This window comes from Halodesulfovibrio oceani subsp. galateae (genome assembly GCF_055397225.1).
In genome coordinates, this window is the sequence record NZ_AP042453.1 from 1,263,962 (window position 1) to 1,285,945 (window position 21,984).

General features: G+C 42.4%; 20 protein-coding genes. 10 read left to right on the forward strand and 10 right to left on the reverse strand.

The annotated features are described in order from the left end of the window. Positions 1–471 precede the first annotated feature (471 nt). The 4 genes from ACZ5V1_RS05790 to ACZ5V1_RS05805 all read left to right on the forward strand — a co-directional run bounded on the left by ACZ5V1_RS05790 (position 472) and on the right by ACZ5V1_RS05805 (position 4,349). A complete protein-coding gene (locus ACZ5V1_RS05790; RefSeq protein WP_464391033.1) occupies positions 472–1,473 on the forward strand; it encodes a TRAP transporter substrate-binding protein in 1,002 nt (333 codons plus the stop codon). Between the two features lie 59 nt (positions 1,474–1,532). After that, positions 1,533–2,039, forward strand: a complete 507-nt coding sequence (locus ACZ5V1_RS05795) for a TRAP transporter small permease (protein WP_464391034.1) — start codon at positions 1,533–1,535, stop codon at positions 2,037–2,039. Positions 2,040–2,041: 2 nt separating this feature from the next. Further along, complete coding sequence (locus ACZ5V1_RS05800; RefSeq protein WP_464391035.1) at positions 2,042–3,340, forward strand: TRAP transporter large permease; 1,299 nt, start codon at positions 2,042–2,044, stop codon at positions 3,338–3,340. A gap of 64 nt (positions 3,341–3,404) precedes the next feature. Continuing rightward, entirely contained in the window at positions 3,405–4,349 is a 945-nt protein-coding gene (locus ACZ5V1_RS05805) for an aldo/keto reductase (protein WP_464391036.1), read from the forward strand. A 621-nt stretch (positions 4,350–4,970) separates the two neighbouring features. On the opposite strand, the gene hisD is transcribed toward ACZ5V1_RS05805, so the two are convergent. From hisD to ACZ5V1_RS05830, 5 genes are all read right to left on the reverse strand, one after another. After that, complete coding sequence (hisD, locus tag ACZ5V1_RS05810) at positions 4,971–6,278, reverse strand: histidinol dehydrogenase (RefSeq protein ID WP_464391037.1); 1,308 nt, start codon at positions 6,276–6,278, stop codon at positions 4,971–4,973. A gap of 102 nt (positions 6,279–6,380) precedes the next feature. Continuing rightward, on the reverse strand, positions 6,381–7,400 hold the full coding sequence (locus ACZ5V1_RS05815; protein ID WP_464391038.1) for a TRAP transporter substrate-binding protein: 1,020 nt from the start codon (positions 7,398–7,400) through the stop codon (positions 6,381–6,383). A gap of 66 nt (positions 7,401–7,466) precedes the next feature. Then, a complete protein-coding gene (locus tag ACZ5V1_RS05820; protein WP_464391039.1) occupies positions 7,467–9,347 on the reverse strand; it encodes a TRAP transporter large permease in 1,881 nt (626 codons plus the stop codon). A 172-nt stretch (positions 9,348–9,519) separates the two neighbouring features. Next, complete coding sequence (locus ACZ5V1_RS05825; protein WP_464391040.1) at positions 9,520–10,683, reverse strand: UxaA family hydrolase; 1,164 nt, start codon at positions 10,681–10,683, stop codon at positions 9,520–9,522. 8 nt (positions 10,684–10,691) lie between these two features. Further along, positions 10,692–10,976: a flagellar biosynthesis protein FlgA gene (locus ACZ5V1_RS05830; RefSeq protein WP_373793009.1), complete on the reverse strand. Its 285-nt coding sequence runs from the start codon at positions 10,974–10,976 to the stop codon at positions 10,692–10,694. 222 nt (positions 10,977–11,198) lie between these two features. Between ACZ5V1_RS05830 and ACZ5V1_RS05835 the strand changes: the two genes are divergently transcribed. From ACZ5V1_RS05835 to ACZ5V1_RS05850, 4 genes are all read left to right on the forward strand, one after another. Further along, positions 11,199–11,939, forward strand: a complete 741-nt coding sequence (locus ACZ5V1_RS05835) for a GntR family transcriptional regulator (protein WP_464391041.1) — start codon at positions 11,199–11,201, stop codon at positions 11,937–11,939. A 357-nt stretch (positions 11,940–12,296) separates the two neighbouring features. Beyond that, positions 12,297–13,037: a GntR family transcriptional regulator gene (locus tag ACZ5V1_RS05840; RefSeq protein ID WP_464391042.1), complete on the forward strand. Its 741-nt coding sequence runs from the start codon at positions 12,297–12,299 to the stop codon at positions 13,035–13,037. Positions 13,038–13,608: 571 nt separating this feature from the next. Further along, on the forward strand, positions 13,609–13,992 hold the full coding sequence (locus tag ACZ5V1_RS05845) for a plasmid mobilization protein (RefSeq protein ID WP_464391043.1): 384 nt from the start codon (positions 13,609–13,611) through the stop codon (positions 13,990–13,992). Continuing rightward, complete coding sequence (locus ACZ5V1_RS05850; RefSeq protein ID WP_464391044.1) at positions 13,989–14,348, forward strand: relaxase/mobilization nuclease domain-containing protein; 360 nt, start codon at positions 13,989–13,991, stop codon at positions 14,346–14,348. Before ACZ5V1_RS05845 ends, ACZ5V1_RS05850 begins: the two co-directional genes overlap by 4 nt. On the opposite strand, the gene ACZ5V1_RS05855 is transcribed toward ACZ5V1_RS05850, so the two are convergent. Further along, a complete protein-coding gene (locus ACZ5V1_RS05855; protein WP_464391045.1) occupies positions 14,309–14,617 on the reverse strand; it encodes a TrbI/VirB10 family protein in 309 nt (102 codons plus the stop codon). The genes ACZ5V1_RS05850 and ACZ5V1_RS05855 overlap by 40 nt on opposite strands. Positions 14,618–15,392: 775 nt before the next feature. On the opposite strand from ACZ5V1_RS05855, the gene ACZ5V1_RS05860 reads away from it, so the two are divergent. Next, a complete protein-coding gene (locus ACZ5V1_RS05860) occupies positions 15,393–15,926 on the forward strand; it encodes a hypothetical protein (protein WP_464391046.1) in 534 nt (177 codons plus the stop codon). Between the two features lie 610 nt (positions 15,927–16,536). Further along, complete coding sequence (locus ACZ5V1_RS05865) at positions 16,537–17,418, forward strand: hypothetical protein (protein WP_464391047.1); 882 nt, start codon at positions 16,537–16,539, stop codon at positions 17,416–17,418. A gap of 470 nt (positions 17,419–17,888) precedes the next feature. Here the strand turns inward: ACZ5V1_RS05865 and ACZ5V1_RS05870 are convergent, their stop codons facing one another. The 4 genes from ACZ5V1_RS05870 to ACZ5V1_RS05885 all read right to left on the reverse strand — a co-directional run bounded on the left by ACZ5V1_RS05870 (position 17,889) and on the right by ACZ5V1_RS05885 (position 21,980). Then, positions 17,889–18,236: a hypothetical protein gene (locus ACZ5V1_RS05870; RefSeq protein WP_464391048.1), complete on the reverse strand. Its 348-nt coding sequence runs from the start codon at positions 18,234–18,236 to the stop codon at positions 17,889–17,891. 410 nt (positions 18,237–18,646) lie between these two features. Beyond that, a complete protein-coding gene (locus ACZ5V1_RS05875; protein WP_464391049.1) occupies positions 18,647–19,645 on the reverse strand; it encodes a lipase family alpha/beta hydrolase in 999 nt (332 codons plus the stop codon). A 170-nt stretch (positions 19,646–19,815) separates the two neighbouring features. Beyond that, a complete protein-coding gene (locus tag ACZ5V1_RS05880) occupies positions 19,816–20,778 on the reverse strand; it encodes a beta-ketoacyl synthase N-terminal-like domain-containing protein (protein WP_464391050.1) in 963 nt (320 codons plus the stop codon). 2 nt (positions 20,779–20,780) lie between these two features. Then, on the reverse strand, positions 20,781–21,980 hold the full coding sequence (locus ACZ5V1_RS05885) for an AMP-binding protein (RefSeq protein ID WP_464391051.1): 1,200 nt from the start codon (positions 21,978–21,980) through the stop codon (positions 20,781–20,783). Positions 21,981–21,984 lie beyond the last annotated feature (4 nt).

A 21,984-nucleotide genomic window follows, 5' to 3' on the forward strand; every position in this document is an offset into this window, starting at 1 on the left:
TGTGAACAGATTTTTGTATGTTCTGTTGCATGCGTGCACTACTATTCTTTCAATAAAGTAACAGCTGACGATCTGCCTAATAGTGTGAACGGTTTTTAAGAATAGGCCAACTTTTTGTATGATTAGCTACAGGTATATTACCGTTTGCTTGTTTATTAGAATCTCAAAATAAAGTTGTGATGGAATAGGAAGTTAGAAATAAACAAGGAATGATAACTGCTATCGTTTATTTTAGATTGTTTTGATCATGAATTTTAACTCTTATTTAGGGTTTCATAAAGGCACTCAATTTGCAAATTATGATCAAAAGGAATGAATGAAATGACAATAGATGTTGTCATTCATGCTGTCCCCGTACAGTAGCGTTCAGTTATTTGGGCTAAATGAACTGGACTAATCATCTCCGAAGTTCTCAATAAAGTTTGCAGACTTTAGAGAACTTTCCATAGCAATTCTTAAAGAGGAGATCACATGAGGCGCGTAATTACTTTACTAGTGGCTTTTATTCTTGTTGCAAGCGTGGCAGTGGCAAATGCAGTAGAATACAAGAGTACAAGAATTCTTGCTGCGACTTCAAACCCCAATGGTAGCTTGCATGCTACTGCATTGGAGCGTTTTAAGAAAATTGTGGAAGAAGAATCCGGCGGCAAAGTTCAGGTTCTGCTTTTCCTCGGTGGATCAATGGGTGACGAGCAGGCAAACGTAAAGCAACTTCGTTCTGGGGAGTTACACGTTGCTGCTCTTGCTGCTGGTAACCTTACTCCCTTTTCTCCAAAGGCTTCAGTTCTAGTTCTTCCGTATCTATTCCCTGAAATTGCTGACGCATATAAGCTTCTCGGTAACGATAAGTTTATTGATGAACTTGCCGATGGCGTTGCCGAAGAAAGTAGCACACGACCTCTTTCTTGGCTTGTCGGCGGGTACCGTGTGTTGACTAACTCTAAGAAGCCAGTTGTTACAATGGGAGATCTTAAGGGGCTTAGAATTCGTGTACCTGCTGTTCCTGTTCAGCTTGAATCTTTCCGTTCATGGGGTGTTGAACCACATCCTTTAGCATGGTCTGAAACTTTTAATGCTCTTCAGCAGGGCGTTGCAGATGGTCAGGAAAACCCACATTCCATTAACCGTGACCAGAAGTTTTGGGAAGTTCAGAAATACATCTCTGACCTTCACTATATGCTGTGGGTAGGTCCAATTCTCGTATCAGAACGTTGGTACCAAAGTCTTGATCCAACAACAAAATCTCTTATTAACAAAGCAGCAAAGCAGGCTGCTGTGTATGAATGGAATTGGGTCGCTGAACAAAACAAAAAATCTCTTCAGGCGTGCATTGATCATGGTATGCAATTCAATACTCTTGAAGATGAGGATGAGTGGATGATTCGTGCTCGCCAGCTCTGGCCTTCCTTTTACGAAAGGATTGGTGGCAAATCTAAAATTGATGAAGCTCTCACGATTATGGGTCAGAAGTAAGAATACACTCTAAGGGGGGAGGGATCCAATCCCCCTTTATTAAAAAAAAGATAGTTACCATGAAAATATTGAAAAAAATTATTGATAACTTCGAAGAGTGTGCCTGTGCTTCGCTAGTTGCTGTAATGGTGATGAGCCTTACACTTCAGGTCGCTGTACGTATGATGTATGGTTCGTCAATTGCGTGGACCGAAGAGCTTTCTCGTTACAGTTTTATTTGGTCCGTATATATGGGGGGCGTATTAGCTGCTAAACGCGGAGAGCATGTACGCATCACTGCTCAGTTTATGTATCTTCCTCGTGCTCTTAAGGAACATGTATTAATAGTTACAGATGGCTTGTGGGTCGCTGCAAACTTCTTCATTGCCTACCAATCATACGTTGCTCTTGGTGATGCGATGGCGTTCCCGGAGTATTCTCCAACTCTCGGCATTGTAAAAGGCTATGTTGAGCTAATTATTCCTATCAGCTTTGTAATGATGAATATCCGTATCATTTCTAGGTATGTAACACATTGGAGAAGCGGAACGTTGTATGAACTTACCCGCATTGAAGGGGAGTCCTAGACATGTCTACTCTCGGATTGACTATTATCGCTCTTGGTTTGTTTTTTCTTATGGGCATGCCAATTTTCATGTCCCTTATTTTGTCCGGCGTTGTTGCAATTGTTTCCGGTGGCTTTTTGCCGTTGTCTGTAATCCATAACTCTCTTTTTGATGGCCTTAATCTATTCCCGTTACTGGCAATTCCTTGCTTTGTAGTAGCTGGTACCATTATGGAATACGGAAATATAACGCATCAGATTGTTGATGTCGTTAAGCAGTTAGTTGGACGTATGCCGGGTGGTTTGGGCATTACAACGATTATGGCGTGTACATTCTTCGCGGCTATTTCCGGATCAGGCCCGGGTACTGTTGCAGCGGTGGGAACGATCCTTATTCCGGCTATGATTCGGAATGGTTACTCTGCTGATTATGCAGCAGCTGCAGCATCATCAGGTGGTACAATCGGTATCCTTATCCCGCCAAGTAACCCCATGATTATTTACGCAATTATTGGTAACTTATCAGTTACTGCCATGTTTACAGCCGGTGTAATTCCGGGACTTATTGTTGCTACGGCTATGGTGGGTACTGCAGTTCTTTTGGCTAAACGAAATGGTTTTGTTGCGGATGAATCTACACCGTCTTTCAACTTAACTGTATTTATTAAAAGTTGTGGCAAATGTAGTTTTGCTCTTGCCACTCCAGTAATTATTCTTGGTTCGATTTATTCTGGTATGGCTACTCCGGTTGAAGCTTCTGTCGTTGCTATTGTATGGGCGCTTTTTGTTGGGGTTATTGTTAACCGTGCGCTGAAGTGGGAGCATATTATGAATGCTCTGCTGGAAGGTGCAATGGTGTGTGGTGGTGTGTTATTGATCGTTGGTGCATCCAGTCTGTTCGGTAAAATGCTGACTTATGAGCAGGCACCGCAGCATTTGACTGAATTGGTAATGGGGCTTTCTGATAATCCGGAAATTGTACTGCTTATGATTGTTGCGGTATTATATGTTCTGGGTATGTTTATGGAAACTCTTTCTACTATTATTATTCTGGCTCCAGTGCTACTCCCTATGATTAGGACGCTCGGTATTGATCCAATACATTTTGGTGTTATTTTAGTCGTAACAAATAACGTTGCTATGCTGACACCGCCGCTCGGGGTAAATTTATTTGTGGCCTCACGAATAGCGGATATTTCAGTGGAAAAAATATCCGTCGCAGTGCTTCCGTATTTGCTTGCACTTACCTTATGTATTCTGTTGTTTGTATTCTGTCCGGCATTAAGTACATGGCTTCCAGCAGTGTTAGGTATTGGTTTGTAATTCTATTCATAATTAATAAATCCTTCCTTGAAGTTTTAAGGAAGGATTTATTTAGGAGTACCATATGAAAGAACAAATATTATTAAGCGGTGATGCAATGCCTGCATTAGGGCTTGGAACTTGGCGTACGAAAGAAGGAGCGTTGGAGCAAGCAGTCAACGAAGCACTATCTTTAGGATATCGTCATATTGATTGTGCACATGTGTACGGAAATGAGCATGAAATTGGCAACGCGATTAAAGATTCTGCTATAGACCGTAATGAATTATGGGTTACTTCAAAACTCTGGAATAATGCACATAGACCAGAATTTGTAAAACCAGCCTTGCAACGCTCGTTGCAGGATTTACAGCTAGACTATCTCGACCTGTATCTTATTCATTGGCCGGTACACATTGTTCCCGGGGTTAAGTACCCAGCGAATAATCAAGATTTAGAGGCTTGGTCTGCTATCCCTATTCTTGAAACATGGGCTGCCCTCGAAGAGTGCGTTGCAGAAGGTTTAGTTCGTAACCTTGGTTTGAGTAATTTTAGTACAAAAAAAATTGAAGAGATTAGGAATGGTTGCGTAGTAGCTCCTGCTGTGAGTCAAGTTGAGATGCATCCTTATCAACAGCAACGAAGAATGAAAGCTTATTGTGATAAGCACAAGATTGCTTTGACTGGTTTTGCCCCCTTGGGGTCAGGCAATCGCCCTTTGCAACAAAAGAAGCAAAATGAACCCAAGATATTCACGGATGATGTAATGTTATCAATCGCGAAACAAAAAAACGCGACTGTAGCCCAAATTGCACTGAGCTGGGCATTAGAACGTGGAACATCTGTCATTCCAAAGTCTACTAATTCTGAGCGGCTGTCTGAAAATATTCAGTCTGCGAATATTGTTCTTAACGATGATGAAATGACTGCAATTGCAGACCTTGATGTCAGCTATCGTTTTTTTGATGGAGGCCGCTGGATGATGGATGGTTCACCATACACGGTGGAGAATCTTTGGGATGGTGAATAAAAGCTTTGCCTAAAGGGAGTTGGGGTAGGTCGGATCAGCTTGTACGCTTTTCATGGCGGCAAAGGCTGATATGCTGCTTCAGCAGCCTGAAAGTAAAGGCATAGCTGTATTTACTAGAAAATTTTTTTGATTGTACGCAGGTGACAGAGGATCAAATTTTTTGGGACGCCAAGCAAGTTAAGCTCTTATACGAATGTGTAAGGGCTTTTTTGTTATATTATCCTGCGAGGTATAATTCTAAGGCGTAAGTTTTTTAGATCACTGAAAAGAGGTCTTAATAGAACAACCAATTAGAAATGAAAGAAATCTGAAAGTCGACTAATGTATTGAAATTAAAACTTATTGAAAAATGTTTTTGTTGGCAATTGTTCGAATAATCTGCTGGATGAATAACGTTTTGCATCCTTCAAAGAATTTTATGCCAGTTACCTTCGGCGTTAAAAGTGCTGCTTGGTCAATCTTCATTTTTATCAGGATAGCAATTTAATCTTTACTACAAATAACCAAGCAGACCCCCGATGAGAAATCGGAGGTCTGTGGGTAGGGTGTCTGATGCATATAACACAACAGCTGTTTAGTGGATGCGTATACCGCCCTATGTACGTTAACTAAAAAAGTAACCTACAGTTTGTGCTTATACACAGTGAAATCCCATGTTTCGTTAGGGAAATATTTTTCAAGACGCCAGTCACAAGAGCGAGCATGACCTTCCATGCCTTCCATGCGGCACAGGCGGGAAGCAACAGCGCCAACGGACTTACTGGCTTCTTCGTTAAGCTCTTGATAAGTGGTGATTTTAAGGAATTTGTGAACGTTAAGGCCGCCACTGTATTTAGCAGCTTTCTTAGTTGGGAGAATATGGTTTGTACCGGAACATTTGTCACCATGAGAAACAGTGCTGCCTTCACCCATAAAGAGGGAGCCGTAGCACTGAAGGTTCTCAAGCCACCATTCCATATCGGCTGCGATAACCTGAAGGTGCTCTGGTGCGTAATCATCGCTAACTTTGCAAAGTTCTTCTTTGGATTCGCAAAGGATGATTTCGCCGTAGTCACGCCATGATGTACCCGGTACGTCCGGAGTAGGATGCTGATTAATGATGATCGGCATTAATTCGTTTACTTTTTCTGCAACTTCGCGGCTGTCTGTGAAGAGCCATGCAGGGGAATCAAGTCCATGCTCAGCCTGAGAAACAAGGTCAATTGCGATAGTTGCAGGATCTGCGTCTTTATCTGCAATGATAGCTGTTTCTGTAGGGCCTGCAAAAATATCGATACCGCACAGACCGGAGCCTGCGAGCATTGCTTTTGCTTCAGCAACAAAGCTGTTACCCGGGCCGCAAAGTAAGTTTGCAGGTTTTCCAGTGAACAGGCCGTAGGCCATGGAAGCAATTGCCTGAATACCACCCATTTCGAGAATCGCATCAGCGCCGGAAAGCTCAAGAGCATACGCTACAGCTGGATCGATGCTTTCACCACGTGGAGGGGAGCATGCGATTACAAAAGGTACACCAGCTGCTTTAGCTGTTGCCACACTCATTACAGCTGAGCAGATATGAGCGTAACGACCGCCGGGAATGTAGCAACCAGCTACTTCCATAGGCTTGATTTTCTGACCAAGGCGAACGCCTGGCAAAGATTCAACTTCAAAGTCCTGCAAGCTGTTACGCTGTGCTACTGCAAAGCTATAAACCTGATCGTATGCAAACTTGATATCATCTTTCTCACGCTGGGTGAGAGTACTGGTGATTCGTTTCAGTTTTTCGTCGCTGAGAAGGAAGTCCCCTTCCCAACCATCAAACTTTTTCGCTAAATCACGAACAGCATCTTCACCGCGTGCTTCAATATCGGCGAGAACTTGTTTTACAATCTCTCGTGATTTCTCACTATTTTGTTCCGCTGTGTTTTCCGCTTTTTTGATAAATTCCATTTTAGACTTCCTTTGGTGCTTTTCCCCGCACCTAATTACTAATGAGTACCAGTGGTATATAAACTACCTAGTGAAGGTTTAGTTTCAGTATCGTTAGTGCAACTAGCTTTGAGTATCCTGAATAAGTTTAATCAAATCAGCCGGAATAGTTTTGGTAAATTGATCCCATACTGGTTTGGTTTTTTCTTTGTACTCAGCACGTTCTGCTTCTGTGAGGTCATAAATAACTACGCCCCCTTTTCTGAAGCCGTCTTTTGCTTCTTCTTCTACCTGTTTCGCGATTGAACGGCAGTATTCCATCGCTTTTGCGGAACAGTTTTCGAGTACAGCGCGGTCTGCAGGGTCGAGGCCTTTCCAGAAAGCAGCGTTGGTTACGAGAATAAAGAATGAGTAGTTGTGCTGAGATGTAACAGCATGTTTGAGCACTTCGTTATGCTTTGTGCTGTACATAAGGGAGAAAGTGTTTCCTTCGCCTTCTACAGTACCCTGCTGCAACGCTGTGTATACTTCTCCCCATGCAATAGGAGCCGGGTTCATACCAAGAGCTTTAGCTACAGCAACTTCAACCGGAGAGCTGGTTGTACGCATCTTGATTTTAGCAAGGCTGGCCACATCAGAAACAGCTCGGTCAGTGGTTACAAAGTTACGGTAACCGAATTCTGGGAACATGACCGGATACAGTTCTACCGCTTCAATTTCTTTTACGAGGTAGTCATGCAACGGGCCGTTATCCATCGCCTTGTAAAGATTGGCCTGATATTTAGGGCTAGTGATGTATGGAAGGTCAAAGGCTTGAAATGCTGAAGAAAAGTTAGACATGTTAGCACTTGAGATTTGTGCCATCTCAATAGCGCCGCCCTGAACTGCTTCAACCACAACACGGTCAGTGCCAAGCATCGCGTTACCAAAGATTTTGATTTTAATTTTTCCGTCAGTTTCTTCTGCAACAAGTTCTTTAAATTTTTCAAAGGTACGGCTTGCTACGTCACTCGGGCCAAGGCCGTGAGCCAATCGAATTTTTATTTTTTTGCCAGAACCGGCAGCCATGGAAGGGCTAGCAGCGAAAACGCCCATCGCAGCACATAGGATCAGCACAACAATACGAGATGAAAGAAATTTCATAACCTTTCTCCGATTTTTTGTTTGTTGAACAAAGCTCTCTATCTTACTCACTGGTGTGAGTTTTAACTATTTCTGTGCAAGGAACATTGGAATTGCAGGGACAAAGGTAATAAGGAGGAGAACGGCCAGCATTACTGCAATGAGAGGTGTAGCAACTTTAGCAACCGGCTCCAGTTTTACTCCGGCTACACTGCTCGCAACAAAGAGGTTTACCCCAATTGGTGGTGTTACGAAGCCAATAGCAAGGTTAACTACCATAACGATACCGAAATGAACTGGATCTACTCCCAGCTTAACTACAATCGGCAGCAGAATAGGAACAAGAATTACGATTGCCGCAAGCGCTTCCATGAACATGCCAGTGAGCAATAAAAGCACGTTGATGAGTAAGAGAATGACAATTTTATTATTGGAGAAACTTAAGATAGCGCGCGCAATTACATCCGGAATTTGTTCGATTGCCATTAGGTTGCCAAAAATAGTGGCCATAGCGATCAACATGATGATCATACCTGAGGTGGATGCAGCCTCAATTCCCGCTTTTATTAAGCCTTGAAAAGATATTTCCTTGTATACCCAGACTCCGACAACAAGACCGTATACAGCAGCTACTGCAGCAGATTCCGTAGGAGTCATGATACCGCCGTAGATACCGCCGAGGATAATTACAGGGACCATCAACCCCCATTTAGCGTTCCAGAATGCTTTGCCCAAGCGGTTGAAGCTAAATTTCTGTGTCTCACCTCGCCACCCTTTCTTACGTGAATACAAGTAAGAATATAACATGAGAGCAAAGCCGGTGAGCAGGCCTGGGACAATCCCGCCCATAAACAGTCGTCCAATGGATTCCTGAGCAGCAATACCGTATACAACGAACGGATTGCTAGGTGGAATCATTACGCCGATTGCTCCAGCCGCAGCCACAACAGCGCAAGAAAAGTACTTGTCGTAACCACGTTCAATCATAGCGGGAATGGTTAGTGAGCCGATTGCTGCTACTGTTGCAGGTCCAGAGCCTGAGATTGCCCCGAAGAACACACAGGTTGAAATTGTTGCGAGTGCAATACCGCCATACATAGAACCAACCAGTTCGTCAGCCAGATCCAAAAGTCTTTTGGAAAGACCGCCCGCTCCCATGAGAACGCCTGCTGTAATGAAGAACGGAATCGCCATAATCGGGAAGCTGTCAATTGATGTGAATGCAGTTTGGGCCACGTATTGCAGCGGAAGTGCATCTGATCCGAGAACGGTTACAAGAGAAGCTAAACCGAGACATACGGCGATAGGCACACCCATTATGAGAAATAACGGGAAGTAGATGAATAGAAGTTTGCTTGCTTCAATATCGGAATAAAACTGCACCGGAAACAGGCATGCAAAGGCAATTGCAGCACCCATTGCTACGTCCGTACGAGACATGAGGGGAATATCTATTATCAGTCGTTGTACAAGTCGAAGTACGATAAGACCAAAACCGATCGGCAGGATGAGATACGGAATAAAGTACGGAATCTGCAAAGCCTGAGCGATCTGTGGTAGTCGGATAAGCATTTGTACCTGGTTGGTACCAAGGTATCCGATGTAGGAAGCAAACACGAGGAAGAGAATATCCGATGCGATAGCAGCAATTTGCTGTCCTCTTTCAGGAAGTGCATCGACCAAAATTCCCATTCTGATGCTTTCCCGATTTCGAATGGTAATGGATATTGCAAGATAAGATGTCCATACAAAAACGAATCGAGCGAGTTCTTCAAGCCAGATAATAGAGCTTGGTTCGTCTGAAAGATATACGATGATATACCGGTACAAACACTGAACAGTAGCAAGACCGATCGAAAACATGAGACCAAAGAATACTATTGAAGATTCAATTGCATTCAGAAAGTTTTCCACTGTGCGCCCTAAGCTGTTTTCGGCATACGTATCACTTAATGCCCCTAGCGACATATTTTCCTCCGGATAAGTAATGTCTAAGTTTCACTACGTTGTCTTCCACCACACTAAGGAACGACAGTATCTTTATGAAACTCACAGTTTTGTGCTGCCATCATCAGCAGCACATTTTCAAACTGCCTCTTTCCAGAACTATGCAACTGGAAAGAGGCAGAATGCTTAGTGGTTATGCACTACGGTACAACTTGGTCATTACAAATTCGCGATGACCGAGGACTTCTGCGCTGGTGAGGCGACCATTAGCGGTTTCAACCATGAGGTCGAGCAAAGCATCGCCTGCTTCATCCATGTTTATTTCACGGCGCAGCACACCAGAAACATCAAGGTCAATATGCTCGCTCATAGTACGAACTGTACGTGGGTTCGCACCAAGTTTGATTACGGGCAGAATCGGGTTGCCAATGATATTGCCCTGACCGGTAGGGAAGAAGTGCACAACAGCACCGCCAGCAGCACAAAGAGTTACCATTTCTGCTGCTGCGGAGGATGAGTCCATGAACCACAGGCCTGAGTCGGTAGGAGTTTCAGCGGGCTCAAGACAACCATCAACAACGCACTCTTTACCAATTTTCTGGATGTTGCCGAGTGCTTTTTCTTCAATAGTTGTCAAGCCGCCAAGGATATTACCTTTGGTAGGCTGTGAGTCAGAAAGATCGCTGGTTTTGTTGCTGATGATGAAGTCATTGTAGTCGTTCCACATTTTGAGGAACTGTTCACGTACTTCAGGAGTTCTACAACGGTCTGCAACGAGGTGTTCGCCACCTGTGATTTCGGAAGTTTCACCGAAGAAGAGGGTGCAGCCTTCTTTGTAGAGCTTGTCAAAAGCGTTACCAACAGTAGGGTTTGATGCGATTCCTGAAGTTGTATCGGATTCACCACATTTGGTAGATACCCAAAGGTCTTTCATTGGGAATTCTTCACGTTGGAGAGTGCTTGCCCAATGCATCATTTCTTTTGCTTTTCGGGAGGCAGCAGCAATAGTTGCAAAGTCACCATTCTGCTCAATGGAGTAGCCGAATACTGGCTTGCCAGTTTTTGCGATGCCGTCCGTAATAACCTTTGTCCATTCCGGCTCAATACCAATAACAACTACTGCTGCCACGTTAGGGTTGCTACCTGCACCAATGAGAGTTCTAAAATGCAGCTCGAGATCTTCACCAAACTGAAGGCGTCCATAATGGTGAGGAATAGCAAGAGTGCCTTTTACATTATTCTCTACAGCCAAACATGCTGCGTTGGAGAGATCGTCGAGAGGAAGAATGAGAACGTGGTTACGAACACCTACACGACCATTTTCACGCTTGTATCCAAGAAATTTTGATGCTTTCATTTTATTTCCTACCATCTTTTAGTTTTCACATTGTGTACGTGAAGGTGTTCGCCCTGTTTCACTGTCTGCACGGTGCGACCAATGTCAGTTCCGTATTTCAATACGGTTTCAGCATCTTCAAGAGCCTTAAGGGCAATCTTGTGGCCGATTGGAATGTCATTAAGTACGTCAAAAGTGATAGTTTTATCTTCTGCCATCACCCAGCCATTAAGCTTTTGGCCAGCTTTAACGCCCTCTACAACAACGACACCAACAGAATCATTAATCTCGTGAACCAAAAAATGAATATCCATGTAAACTCCTTTTCTGTCTAAGTTGATTCTTATGTATGATGTCTTATATAAGATGTCAACGCGCGTTTTTCTGTTTTTTCGAATTATAATTTTAACACATTGTATTAATTGAATAATATTTTTTAACTCTTGTATAAGACTTAGTCTTGTGCGTATGGTCTTGTATAATTAATGAAACACACCTATAAGACTTGGAGAATGAGCAGTAACTAGGAGTCATCGATGAAGACAGTAAATTACAACCCCCTATATAAACTTGTTAAGAAGTCTATTCTTTCTCGGATAGCAGATCAGGAATGGGTTCCAGGAGCATTCCTTCCAAGCGAGCCGGAACTCGCCAAGGAGTATGAGGTGAGCCATGGCACCTTGCGACGGGCATTGGATGAATTGACAAGAGAACGTAGACTCACAAGGCATCAAGGGAAAGGCACTGCCGTATCCTTGCTGGATTCTGAACTGGCGTTGTTTCAGTTTTTCAAAATCTACGATAAGAATGGGGAAAGAGTTTTTCCAACGGCTGACAATATTAAAATTGCAGTTGGTATGGGGAAACGGGAAGGCGCGGTCAAAGAAGAAGCCGTAAAGCTGAATATTGCAGCAGGCGAGAGAGTCGTACGCATACAGCGTGTCAGGCGTATTAAAGGTTTACCAGTTTTTAATGAGTTGATCACAGTTCCAGAAAAGCGTTTTCCTAATCTTCAGGCGATGCCAATCGAAACACTCCCTAATACTTTGTATGACTTTTACCAGAAAGAGTACGCTGTGACTATAACTACGGCAGAGGAGCGCCTATCCGCCATATTTGCGGATAAAACAGACGCGCAACTATTAGATATTCCAGAAGGAACTCCACTGCTTTCGATCGTCCGTGTATGCTATGACATTAAAAATGAGCCTGTTGAATACCGTAGAACTCATATGCTTACTCAATCATATAGTTACTATGCGGTGGTTAACGAATAGTCGGCTTGACCAATTTTCCTCCTTCGGAGCCCTCGATGACGTCTGTTTTTTCCTTCAGGCGTCATTTTCTTTTATGGGGCGTTAGGTTTCACTTATGATTTTAGTAAATTTCTATATCTTATATCATTTATCATATACAAACTTATTACATTGTTTAGATTTTTTAAACTTTTACTATATAAAAACAAGAAGTTAGGGTGTTGCATTTTTTTTTGAATAAGTAATATGGTCTTGTATCATTTTGTATTTCATCATATACAACTCGCTGACTAACCATTCAATCAACACTGTTAATGTTAACAACTTCAAACATTAATTTGATTATAAGACAGGATTGCGCTCAGGAGTATATCTTCAATGAAACCAATAAAATCAACCCCTTTGTATAAGCTTGTAAAGGAATCTATCCTCACCAGAATTGCAGAAGGAGAGTGGGCTCCTGGGACATTTCTTCCTAGTGAACCGGCGCTTGCAAAAGAATACGAGGTAAGTCACGGCACGCTCAGACGCGCTCTTGATGAACTGACACGTGAAAAACGTCTTACTCGTTATCAGGGGAAAGGAACCGCAGTTGCTTTGCTTGATGAAGATGAAGCACTCTTCCAATTCTTCCAAATCTACAATGCTGAGGGAAGCAAGACACTTCCAACATCTAAAAATATCAGCATAACATCTGGTGTGGGAAAAAAGGGGGGAGCAACTGTAGAAGAGGCTGCCGCTCTGGATATTCCTGTGGGCGACCACGTTGTACGAATTGAAAGAATTCGCCTTGTGGCAGGTAAATCCATATTCAATGAGCATATTACACTTGCGGCTAGCAAGTTTTTGAAGATTAAAGATATACCACTTGAGCAGCTTCCGAACACTCTCTATGCATACTTCCAACAAAAATTTTCTGTTACTATTGCAAGTGCTAAAGAAAAGCTAAGAGCAGTCATTGCAACTTCCGAGGATGTAGAACGTCTGGATATAGTGGAGGGAACTCCAATGCTTGCAATCGAAAGAGTATCTTTTGATATTAAAAATAATCCTATCGAATACCGCACCACAGCAATGGTTACTGACGATTATTATTACTACTCAGAGTTGAAGGGATAGTAGCGTTAGCTATTCAATATTGGATAGATGGAATTGCTTCTATTCATAAACTGGAACTTGCTGCCTGTTTTTTCATTTAACTACTATTACTAGTGGGGGTCTTCTCTCATGCAAAGTGAAAATGGTTACAGGTGTAACTACGGTGTAAGTTTCTGTATTTTTCATGCCGCTAAAGTCGAATGTGCCTCTTTAGAAGCCTTACGAATAAAGGAATAAGCAGTTCCGGTTAGATACTACACCTGCCTTACACGCAGGCGTCTTAAATTGAATGTGATAAAGCCCTAACGATGTTTTGTTAGGGCTTTTTGGTGAGTAATGGCTTGTAGTCACCTGAGATGTGATAGCGAGTAATAATTAATGATAAATAGTGATAGACAACGACAGGCAGTAATAAATTCAAATAGTTATCGCCAGCTATCTCTAAGTGTGCTTTACTCTCTCGGAGTCCAACGGCAGGACATGTGAAGTAGTCCCACTTTTCAAGTGGAACTACTTCACAGCCTGCCACTTAAAGGTGGGGAAGAACTTATTCGCCTACCGGCTCAACGTAAGAGAAGAGGAACTCAACAAGATGAATAAGAAATCTCCAGATAAGAAACGAAAAGTCTGTACGAAATCGTACATGACAGAATCAGAACGTGACCGCATTGCTGCTTTGGCAGATCAATGCGGTCTTTCTGTATCCGAATTCATACGCCGAGTAGCGCTAGGACAAGAAGTTAGCTCCAAGGTGGATAAAGAAGCATTCATAAATCTATTGAAGGTAAATGCTGATCTTGGTCGCCTTGGTGGGCTTTTAAAATTGGCGTTAACCGATGGTGTGAACAAGATAGCGAGCCATAAAGAAGTGCGGCGAATCTTACATCAGATCGAGGACAGGCAAGAAGAGTTGCGACAGCTCATTAGTACAACTGAGCGCGTCGTACTGAAGCGAGATTCTGGGAGAGGGCGATGATTTCAACAAAACAGCCTTCTCCTAAGCCGAAGAACGACAATTATGCACGTCTAGCCAACTACATAGCTGATGCCTCACATGAGGGCGAGAAGTGTCTTATGTCATGGAACACTGGATGTATGGCAGGTGATGATTTTCAGCTTGGAATATCTGAAGTGTTGGCAACTCAGGATTGCAATACTCGTACGAAGAAAGAAAAGACTTACCACCTCATAGTTTCCTTCCGACCAGAAGACGAAGCAAAGCTTACAGAGAAAGACTTCAAAGATATCGAGCAGCGCTTTGCTGAGGTGCTTGGCTTCGAAGAACACCAGCGTCATTGTGGGGTACATAACAATACAGAAAACCCGCTGTAACCGGCCATGTCTGTTCCTGGCATAGAGCCAAGAGTAATTGCAGATCCATCCGGAAAGACAATGCGGTTCCATGCAACGAGTACACGAGACTGACCAGCAACAACGCGAGAATCGTACATGCCGATCATTCGGCTGCCCTGTGGGAGTAGCAAATGTTGGCCGGTTGCAGAGTCGTAGACGTTCTGCGCGACTTGGCCGATGAGCTGCCCTGGTAAATCCGAGTTAATTCCGGAGAGCATAATGCCAGGAATGACGGAGCCAGTTTTCAATTCAAACCGTGCTCATGTGTCGTGTGCGGTGGCAAGATGGTTATTCTAGTTACACCCGCGGCAAGGCTGCCTTTAAGTTTTTACAGCTACAACTTCTTGCGTGGTTGCTTCGTCGTAAACTTGGGAGAATATGACAGCAATAGTACTGGTCATGCTAAGGAATATGTAGGTAATTTGTGAAGCATTCGGTATGAGCTATAAGTTCATCATAAGTGGCACACAGAGGAGGCAACGATTTTTAAGGACGGGTATGTGCATTGGTTTGATTTGAAAAGTTTTTTTGCTCTCGGTTGAGGTGGTTATTAAAAAAAAAGTGTGTGTGAATGAAAAAACACCTTAAGAGCTGACCTATGAAGGGGAGCGAGAGATAAAAATAGAGAGTGGAAAAAATTTGCCGTGTTTTCCTCGCTCTATTCAAGTGGCATGGCGGAAGAACAACATTAAAAAAGTATCTGCAACGAGTAAGATAAAGACAATGTAAAGTCTTTTAGCCTTCTAAGCTTTTTGTAAATGTTTGTAGATTTGTTATATATCTCCCCCGAATAATCTTTGAGGGGATTTGTAATGTTTAAACGTGTCTCACTATTTATTCTTAATATATTTTTTTAGTGGGTTGTGCTCGTAAGTTTTTTTCACTCTCACCAAGTGTTAAATGTTTTTTTGCAGTTAATCAGAATGTGGCATTTCAGCCTGAAATAACAATTTATTCCGTTACAGTTCAAAAAATATGAACCACGCTTCGTGCTGAAAAATTAATATGTTGGGAGAATGGGGAATGAAAAAGTTAGTTATCCTGTTTGTTTTTTCACTGCTATTTCTACAAGGCTGTAGCACAAAAGTGTTTACTACCCATCTGGTGCCTGAAGAAGTTACCTTCTGCCAGAACGAGACTGACAAGGGATTGAAAAAGATTACTGTCCAATCTCAAATTCCTTCTCAACTGATTATGATTGATGAAAAGAACTTTGCTTTAACGTTGCAGACTACTTTAGCGTTATCTGGCATTTTCGGTAATGAAGTCCCAAAATATCAGATTGATGCAACTCTTGTTGAGTTAGTTTCCTCAGGTGTATCTATAGAGTTTCCAACCGAGTTGAAAGTCCAGTACAGAATCTATGCACCAACTGGAGAGCTCCTTGACGTAAAAACAATTACCACAAACGGTAGAGCAAATGGTTTTGAAGCTTTGTTGGGATCAGTAAGGGAAAGGCTTGCACGCGAGAGGGCAATTCGATCACAACTGATTCGGTTTGTGAATTATGTGATTGAAACGGTTCGTGCGAACGAGTTGAGAATAAAAAAAGAATAAATAGATTTTCTTGATCGAAACAAAATTCCCTTTGCTTACGCGGAGGGGCTTTTTGTTTCGTTTGTGAGAGGGCATAATTTTCAAAAGCGAAGATACTTAAAATTAATGTTGCATGGGGCATATTCGAACTTTTGAAACATGAATATTTCATAGAAAAGTTTAAATTAGAATGGCAAATGCAACTCCCTTCATCTCATTTGCTGGTATAATGCAGCATAGTCATTGACGTATCTCTTGCTCTATTTGTAGGTGGAGTTGTAGTGTCCTTAGCTTATGAGTAATTATCTTTAATTCTGATCTGTTGCGAGATCTCTGATTTGTCATCAAATTTGGACTGTTTTGTAAACAAGAAGGAGTAAGTGCGTCGCATTGTTTCATTACGTTCTGTGATGAAGAGTAAGGGAAGGAAATAAAAGAGTATGAGATGGCGGAATCATATTGTACAATTTTCTATTCATGAAAATTACTGGAGCATTTATCCGTACGTTCTTTCTGAAGATATATAGGTAAGTATAAAAGCGTGATGATTCACAAGGAGCTTGTTTCTATAAGGGGTTTAACAATCCGAGAAACAAGTATTACTTAGTAGCTTATCACTGCAGGAGTTACAATGAGCCGCTTAGAACCCGCGTCGAACCTGTTTGATCTACTACACCATTTTTGGGAACATCCAAAAACGGAACGGGTTGTTGCCCAGTTATTAATAGTTATTTTCTTACTTGGATTGTTAGGGATCGAGTTGAACCGTCAAGGCTTTCTGCCGGAACGCATTGCAGCAATAACGCCATTAAATCATTTTTATGCGGTTAATCTTGCTTTTTCAATGCTGTTGGTTTTGGAAGTTCTAAGTCTCATTTTTGTGTTATCTACCTCTGTATCCAAGTCACTGGGTAAGCAGCTAGAAATTATGACACTTATTCTGCTTAGGAACTCCTTTAAAGAATTTTCACTCATGCATGAACCAGTATCTGTTGCATTGGACACAGAGGCTCTCTTACATGTGGCTGCTTCCAGTTTAGCAGCACTCGCAATCTTTGTTATTTTGGGGATGTATTACCGTGTACAGCGTTATCAGGGCTATTTAAAAGACCCTGTTGAACGCATGCGTTATGTGATGACCAAAAAAATTATTGCACTGGTCTTGTTTTTTGTCTTTGTGGCTATAGGCGCTTATGATGCAGTGGATTTTCTTGTTTATGGCATAAGACATGACTTTTTTATTACACTCTACACTGTCCTTATTTTTGCCGATATTTTACTGGTGCTTGTAACGCAACGGTTTATGCCTAGCTTTCATGCCGTATTCCGAAATTCAGGTTATGTGATTGCTACGTTGTTTATGCGTATCGCTCTGTCTGCTCCTCCTTACTATGCTGCTGGCATTGGAGTGGCTGCGGCGCTATTTGCACTTGCTGTAGCTTATGCAACCAGCGTTTTTTCTCATGGAACTCTTACTTTTGTTCGTTTGAATTCCCGAAAGAAGGGGGGATAAAAATCTTGCTCAGAGAATTAATCTGTTAAGCGATCAATTCTTCAGTTAGATACGGAGATTTTTTCAGGAACAGCTGGAGCAAATTAGTAAAATTCACTTGCACCAAACCGTCAGGGTTTTTAATTTTATTTTATAAACCAATATGATGAATGTTGTTTGTTTCTGATTGATTAGAGCGAAATCTTGGCTTTTCTCTTTGATATTGCGTAAAAAAAAGCTCCTAGTTGATTAACTAGGAGCTTTTTTTATTTATCTTAGCGTGTTCTTCAGTTCTAAACAATCCAGCGAGTAAGTCCTCTATACTAAGCTGTAATATGCGTTTGTCGCACTTAGGCCTCGAGCAGCAGATTGTACCATCTCGTCGAATTTGTTTTCAACTCTGAATGGAAAATGTTGTGCTTTGTTCCTTCTACGTAGCCCCAGTTGATTCTGCTATAATGTTGTACGCTGGATCATCTTGTTAATGCAAACTATAGGGTTTGAGTCGGGTAAGTAGAAGGTGAGTTTTGAGGGGATTCTTGAGGAGGTTCCTGATCTTCATCCCATCCCTTTTTAAAGTCCCTTACACCTTCTTTGACGCCTTTTTTAGCCTTGTTAAATCCGGACTTAATTTCTTGTCCTGCATCTATCGCGGCTTCCTTGCCTTCATTCATCATGCTGCGCATTGATTTCCCCAAATTCTTCCATGTACTATCTTCTTCGGCATAAGCTTGCTGAGCCATAGAAAGACTTGCTGAGCTATGTGAGTTTTTGGGAGCGCTCGGAAGAGTCACGGAAAAACAAAGAAAAAGAGATAATAAAAAGAATAACTTTTTCAAAATACCCTCATTAATTAGCAGTAAAAACATATAGGCAAAAGTGTGCACCTTCTGCCTTCATTGTAAGTTGTACAGAAATCGCGCAGGGAATTGGCCTGTGCGATTTTCTAATATCTAAACATTTTATTTCTGTCCTACAAGGGCAATTTTCCCTGAATTTAGCCGTTACAGAGCCTATCATTCTGTTTAATTGATAAGAGTCTTTTCAACAGGCTGTCTTTTTGAAGAATTTTTTTTTAGAGAATTATGTTCAGGAAAAGACACCACATTCTCCTGATTCAATGTAGCTTGCAAGACCGCGTATTTTTGCAGCTAAAATTAGTAATCGTTTGTCAGGGGTGAAGATCAACTTTGAGTTACTTCTAGTTTTGTAGACATTGAATCCATAGGGGGGGCATAATGTTTCGATGTTAATGCGATTCAAGCGTTGCCGTTATCAAGCATTGTTCAACATATTTCTTTATTAACTCGGATACACCATTGGCTCGTAATGATTTTGAATGACTAGTTATTACGCAATGGGTAGACGTGGGCGTAATCGAGGAGCCTGTAGCAAGCTGATTTTTTACAGAAAAAAGTTCATCATTAGGATTGTCAGTTGTATGTGATTTCAAAGTCGAACCATAAATCAAAGTGTATTTGGTTGTGGAAGGCAGTGCCCTTGCTTTTACCTGATGGATAAAAGCACTATCCGTGTCAATATCCTCAAAAACTCTAGGGCTGAGAGGATTAACAAGTTTTGCATATTTAGCCAGCTTGCAGCCATCCCACGGAGTCACAATCGTAACTATATGGCTAATCGTAGGTGTGGATGCCTGTTGGCTGAGTAACTGAGTAGTACGAATTGCAATAAAACCACCTTGAGAGTGACCAAGCAAAACTATACTTTTACCTTGTAATTGAGATGCATTGCTGCGTAGCAGTTCGGAAAGAACCACGGCTGTGGTTTCAAGTGAGTCACCTGTAGGGTAGTTAAAAAAGATATGTGTTACTGCCAGTTGCTGTAGTTCTGCAAATACACGCTTCCAGCCTGTAGGCCTGCCGTTGTATCCGTTGATATAAATAACAACCAAATTCTCCGGAGCGGAGGCTATTTGGTACAATCCTGCACAACCACGACGCCAGAATGAAACCGGATTATCCAAACCGGTATTTCTACGCTTAACACTAAACAATGGGTATTCTAGATTGGGAATGGTACGAGTTATAACGGGAAAAGCGTAGGGGGTAGAAGCAGACGAACAAATTAACCCATTATCCAGTAACAGGCCGTCCATATTCTCATGAACGTTTGGCACACAGCTTACTGGTTGGGCTAAATGGCGTTGTACAGGAATAAAAGTGCTGCATGCGGTAATCTGGACGAAGAAACAAGCTACAATCCATAAAGAAATTCTCTTGCGTACCATAGATGCTCCTTAATGTGGATCTCTATGAACGTACTGCAACTAGAAGAGGATAATGATGATATTTTACTTTTATCCTTTATTAATCCTTATATTGTAGGGTGGTACAAAAAAAGCGCGATAAAACCTTAATGGTTCCATCGCGCTTCTGTTTTTAGGAATGAACTTTCCTATTAAATAGATTTAAACGAAATTAATGCGCTGTTACTCAGCCCATCCATAGCAAATGCTTGCGCCTCTGAATTAACATTAGAGCGAACACGCTGAGCGGCTTGAACCATAGAAAAAGCAAGCGCAGAAGGGTGACTACCCAGAGTAGAGAGGAGGTTTGTGACGTTCTCTCTGGTAGTAAGCTCTGTAACAATATTCTGTTGATCGGCTACACCAAGCGGAGCAATAACTAACGGGAATTTTTGCTGAAGGTTCTGTTCCGAGTAGGGAGCAATAGTAACATCTCCGAGTCGGCAGGATGTTGCTTTCAACGGCTCGTTCCCAAGTACTAAAAATGCAGCGCCTTCTCCAGCAACGACATTAGGTAACAGTGGTGCGCCTTCTTCAGCAGACTGGAAACGGTCAATGCAATACTCTAGTACCTGACAGTGCTCGTCCACACCGCCAACAATCACGTAATCGACTATGCCGTTTTGCAGCCAGTGAACTGCTGAAGCAAGTGCATATGCAGGTCCAAGACCGATGTTACTGGTGCAAACACATGGCCCTTGAGCTTTGGTTTGCATGGCTATGTATGCGGATGCCGCATTATGCAATCCGCTAGAAAAATGTGTCGGGGACGCTAGTCTGTCACCATTATCAAAAAAAGAATCTAGAAAATTAAATGACGTCAGGGCAGCCCCATAACCACTGGCTACGGCCACGCCCGTGTTTTCGAGATCTACTTCCAGTAAACCGGCGTCTTCAAGAGCAAGAAATGATGCATAAAGCGCAAGACGTGAAAAATGATCAATACGTCTAAGCGCACGTTTAGGAACAAACCTTGTCAGATCGGAAGTATCTGTGCGCTGATTTGGTTCTATAATATGACAAGCTGGCTTATCCACTGGGAGTGCTTCGTGTTGTACACCATGTGGTGTTACCATCCCAGTCCCAAGAATATATATTTCGCGTTGTTGTGGCATAATTAGTCCCAGTCCTTGGCTTTTCCCATTGCATTTACAGGAAATTGAGTGCCGAATGTAATTTTTTTTGGACGTTCAGCAGGGCGTAAGTGATCACGGCATAATTGATACAACTCCGCTCGCAAAGCAACCGTGTCAGAATCTGAGCTTTTTGGAAGAACAAACGCTTTCAAACGGCTTCCCTCGTCCAGCCGCATTAAACGCACCGCGCAGTCCAACACGTCAGGATGATTCGTAATGCATGCTGCTGTTTTCAGTAAGGAAACATTCATGCCGCCCACCTGTACAACCTTGTCTTTTCGCCCTTTCACTGAAAATAGCTCAGGAGAAAGCCATTCTATATGATCAGGAATCGCCACAGCAGGTTGTGTAGTATTCAAAGGATGCACACGTTCTATCCAAGAATTTTCTATATCTTCACAACGAACCCGTCGCCAAAAAGTGAACAAGGACAAAGGCGAATCTGGATGATGCTGATATCCTAGCCCACCTGTTTCAGAGCTACCGTAAATATTACTTATGCGTGCAATACCTAATGATAAGAGATCATGCATAGTTTTTGGAGAGCAGGGCGCTGTAGACGTAGATCCATGAATATCCGCAGAAAACGGAAGATCATGTTTGATAAGTCCGTTCCAAAAAAGTGGAAAGGACACTACGAAATCACCAGCTTCAAGTCCCCGAATAAACGCTCTTGATGGAAATGCAACTGGCACTACACACGGAAGTTCCGCAATTTTAGGAAGCAGTATTGTGAATAAAAAACCGTAAACATGATGGCATGGTACCGTAGACACAATACGCTTTCGCTCACACAATAGAGTACGCTGCAACTCCTGTGCTTCTTGCCATAACAAAGCTGTTTCCAGTTTCTGCGGTGTGGGGTTCCCTGTAGAGCCGGAGGTAATAAACGTAATGGTAGCAGGATCTTTTGACCATGCGTCATAAATAACATCAGCCCAGTGCGCAATAGAATCATCTGCGGAAAGAGATTCTGAAAGGGCAACGCATTGGAACATAGTGGCAGCATGAACTGCAATGAGTTGAGGCAAGAAACTAGTACCTTCCAGTATGGAAGTAACAGAACGGCTCGTATCTGTTGCAAGCTTACGCAGCGGAATGGACGTTTGTTCCTGTACAGCCGAATGGCATATGCTCAGGATAACTTTGCGGACATCATTGATGGAAAGAATAGGCTGCATTAGA

What these genes read in the sequence shown, in the direction of transcription:
- ACZ5V1_RS05790 (WP_464391033.1), top strand. Translation starts at nt 472, where the DNA reads ATGAGGCGCGTAATTACTTTACTAGTGGCTTTTATTCTTGTTGCAAGC.
- ACZ5V1_RS05795 (WP_464391034.1), top strand. Translation starts at nt 1,533, where the DNA reads ATGAAAATATTGAAAAAAATTATTGATAACTTCGAAGAGTGTGCCTGT.
- ACZ5V1_RS05800 (WP_464391035.1), top strand. Translation starts at nt 2,042, where the DNA reads ATGTCTACTCTCGGATTGACTATTATCGCTCTTGGTTTGTTTTTTCTT.
- ACZ5V1_RS05805 (WP_464391036.1), top strand. Translation starts at nt 3,405, where the DNA reads ATGAAAGAACAAATATTATTAAGCGGTGATGCAATGCCTGCATTAGGG.
- hisD (WP_464391037.1), bottom strand. Translation starts at nt 6,278, where the DNA reads ATGGAATTTATCAAAAAAGCGGAAAACACAGCGGAACAAAATAGTGAG.
- ACZ5V1_RS05815 (WP_464391038.1), bottom strand. Translation starts at nt 7,400, where the DNA reads ATGAAATTTCTTTCATCTCGTATTGTTGTGCTGATCCTATGTGCTGCG.
- ACZ5V1_RS05820 (WP_464391039.1), bottom strand. Translation starts at nt 9,347, where the DNA reads ATGTCGCTAGGGGCATTAAGTGATACGTATGCCGAAAACAGCTTAGGG.
- ACZ5V1_RS05825 (WP_464391040.1), bottom strand. Translation starts at nt 10,683, where the DNA reads ATGAAAGCATCAAAATTTCTTGGATACAAGCGTGAAAATGGTCGTGTA.
- ACZ5V1_RS05830 (WP_373793009.1), bottom strand. Translation starts at nt 10,976, where the DNA reads ATGGATATTCATTTTTTGGTTCACGAGATTAATGATTCTGTTGGTGTC.
- ACZ5V1_RS05835 (WP_464391041.1), top strand. Translation starts at nt 11,199, where the DNA reads ATGAAGACAGTAAATTACAACCCCCTATATAAACTTGTTAAGAAGTCT.
- ACZ5V1_RS05840 (WP_464391042.1), top strand. Translation starts at nt 12,297, where the DNA reads ATGAAACCAATAAAATCAACCCCTTTGTATAAGCTTGTAAAGGAATCT.
- ACZ5V1_RS05845 (WP_464391043.1), top strand. Translation starts at nt 13,609, where the DNA reads ATGAATAAGAAATCTCCAGATAAGAAACGAAAAGTCTGTACGAAATCG.
- ACZ5V1_RS05850 (WP_464391044.1), top strand. Translation starts at nt 13,989, where the DNA reads ATGATTTCAACAAAACAGCCTTCTCCTAAGCCGAAGAACGACAATTAT.
- ACZ5V1_RS05860 (WP_464391046.1), top strand. Translation starts at nt 15,393, where the DNA reads ATGAAAAAGTTAGTTATCCTGTTTGTTTTTTCACTGCTATTTCTACAA.
- ACZ5V1_RS05865 (WP_464391047.1), top strand. Translation starts at nt 16,537, where the DNA reads ATGAGCCGCTTAGAACCCGCGTCGAACCTGTTTGATCTACTACACCAT.
- ACZ5V1_RS05875 (WP_464391049.1), bottom strand. Translation starts at nt 19,645, where the DNA reads ATGGTACGCAAGAGAATTTCTTTATGGATTGTAGCTTGTTTCTTCGTC.
- ACZ5V1_RS05880 (WP_464391050.1), bottom strand. Translation starts at nt 20,778, where the DNA reads ATGCCACAACAACGCGAAATATATATTCTTGGGACTGGGATGGTAACA.
- ACZ5V1_RS05885 (WP_464391051.1), bottom strand. Translation starts at nt 21,980, where the DNA reads ATGCAGCCTATTCTTTCCATCAATGATGTCCGCAAAGTTATCCTGAGC.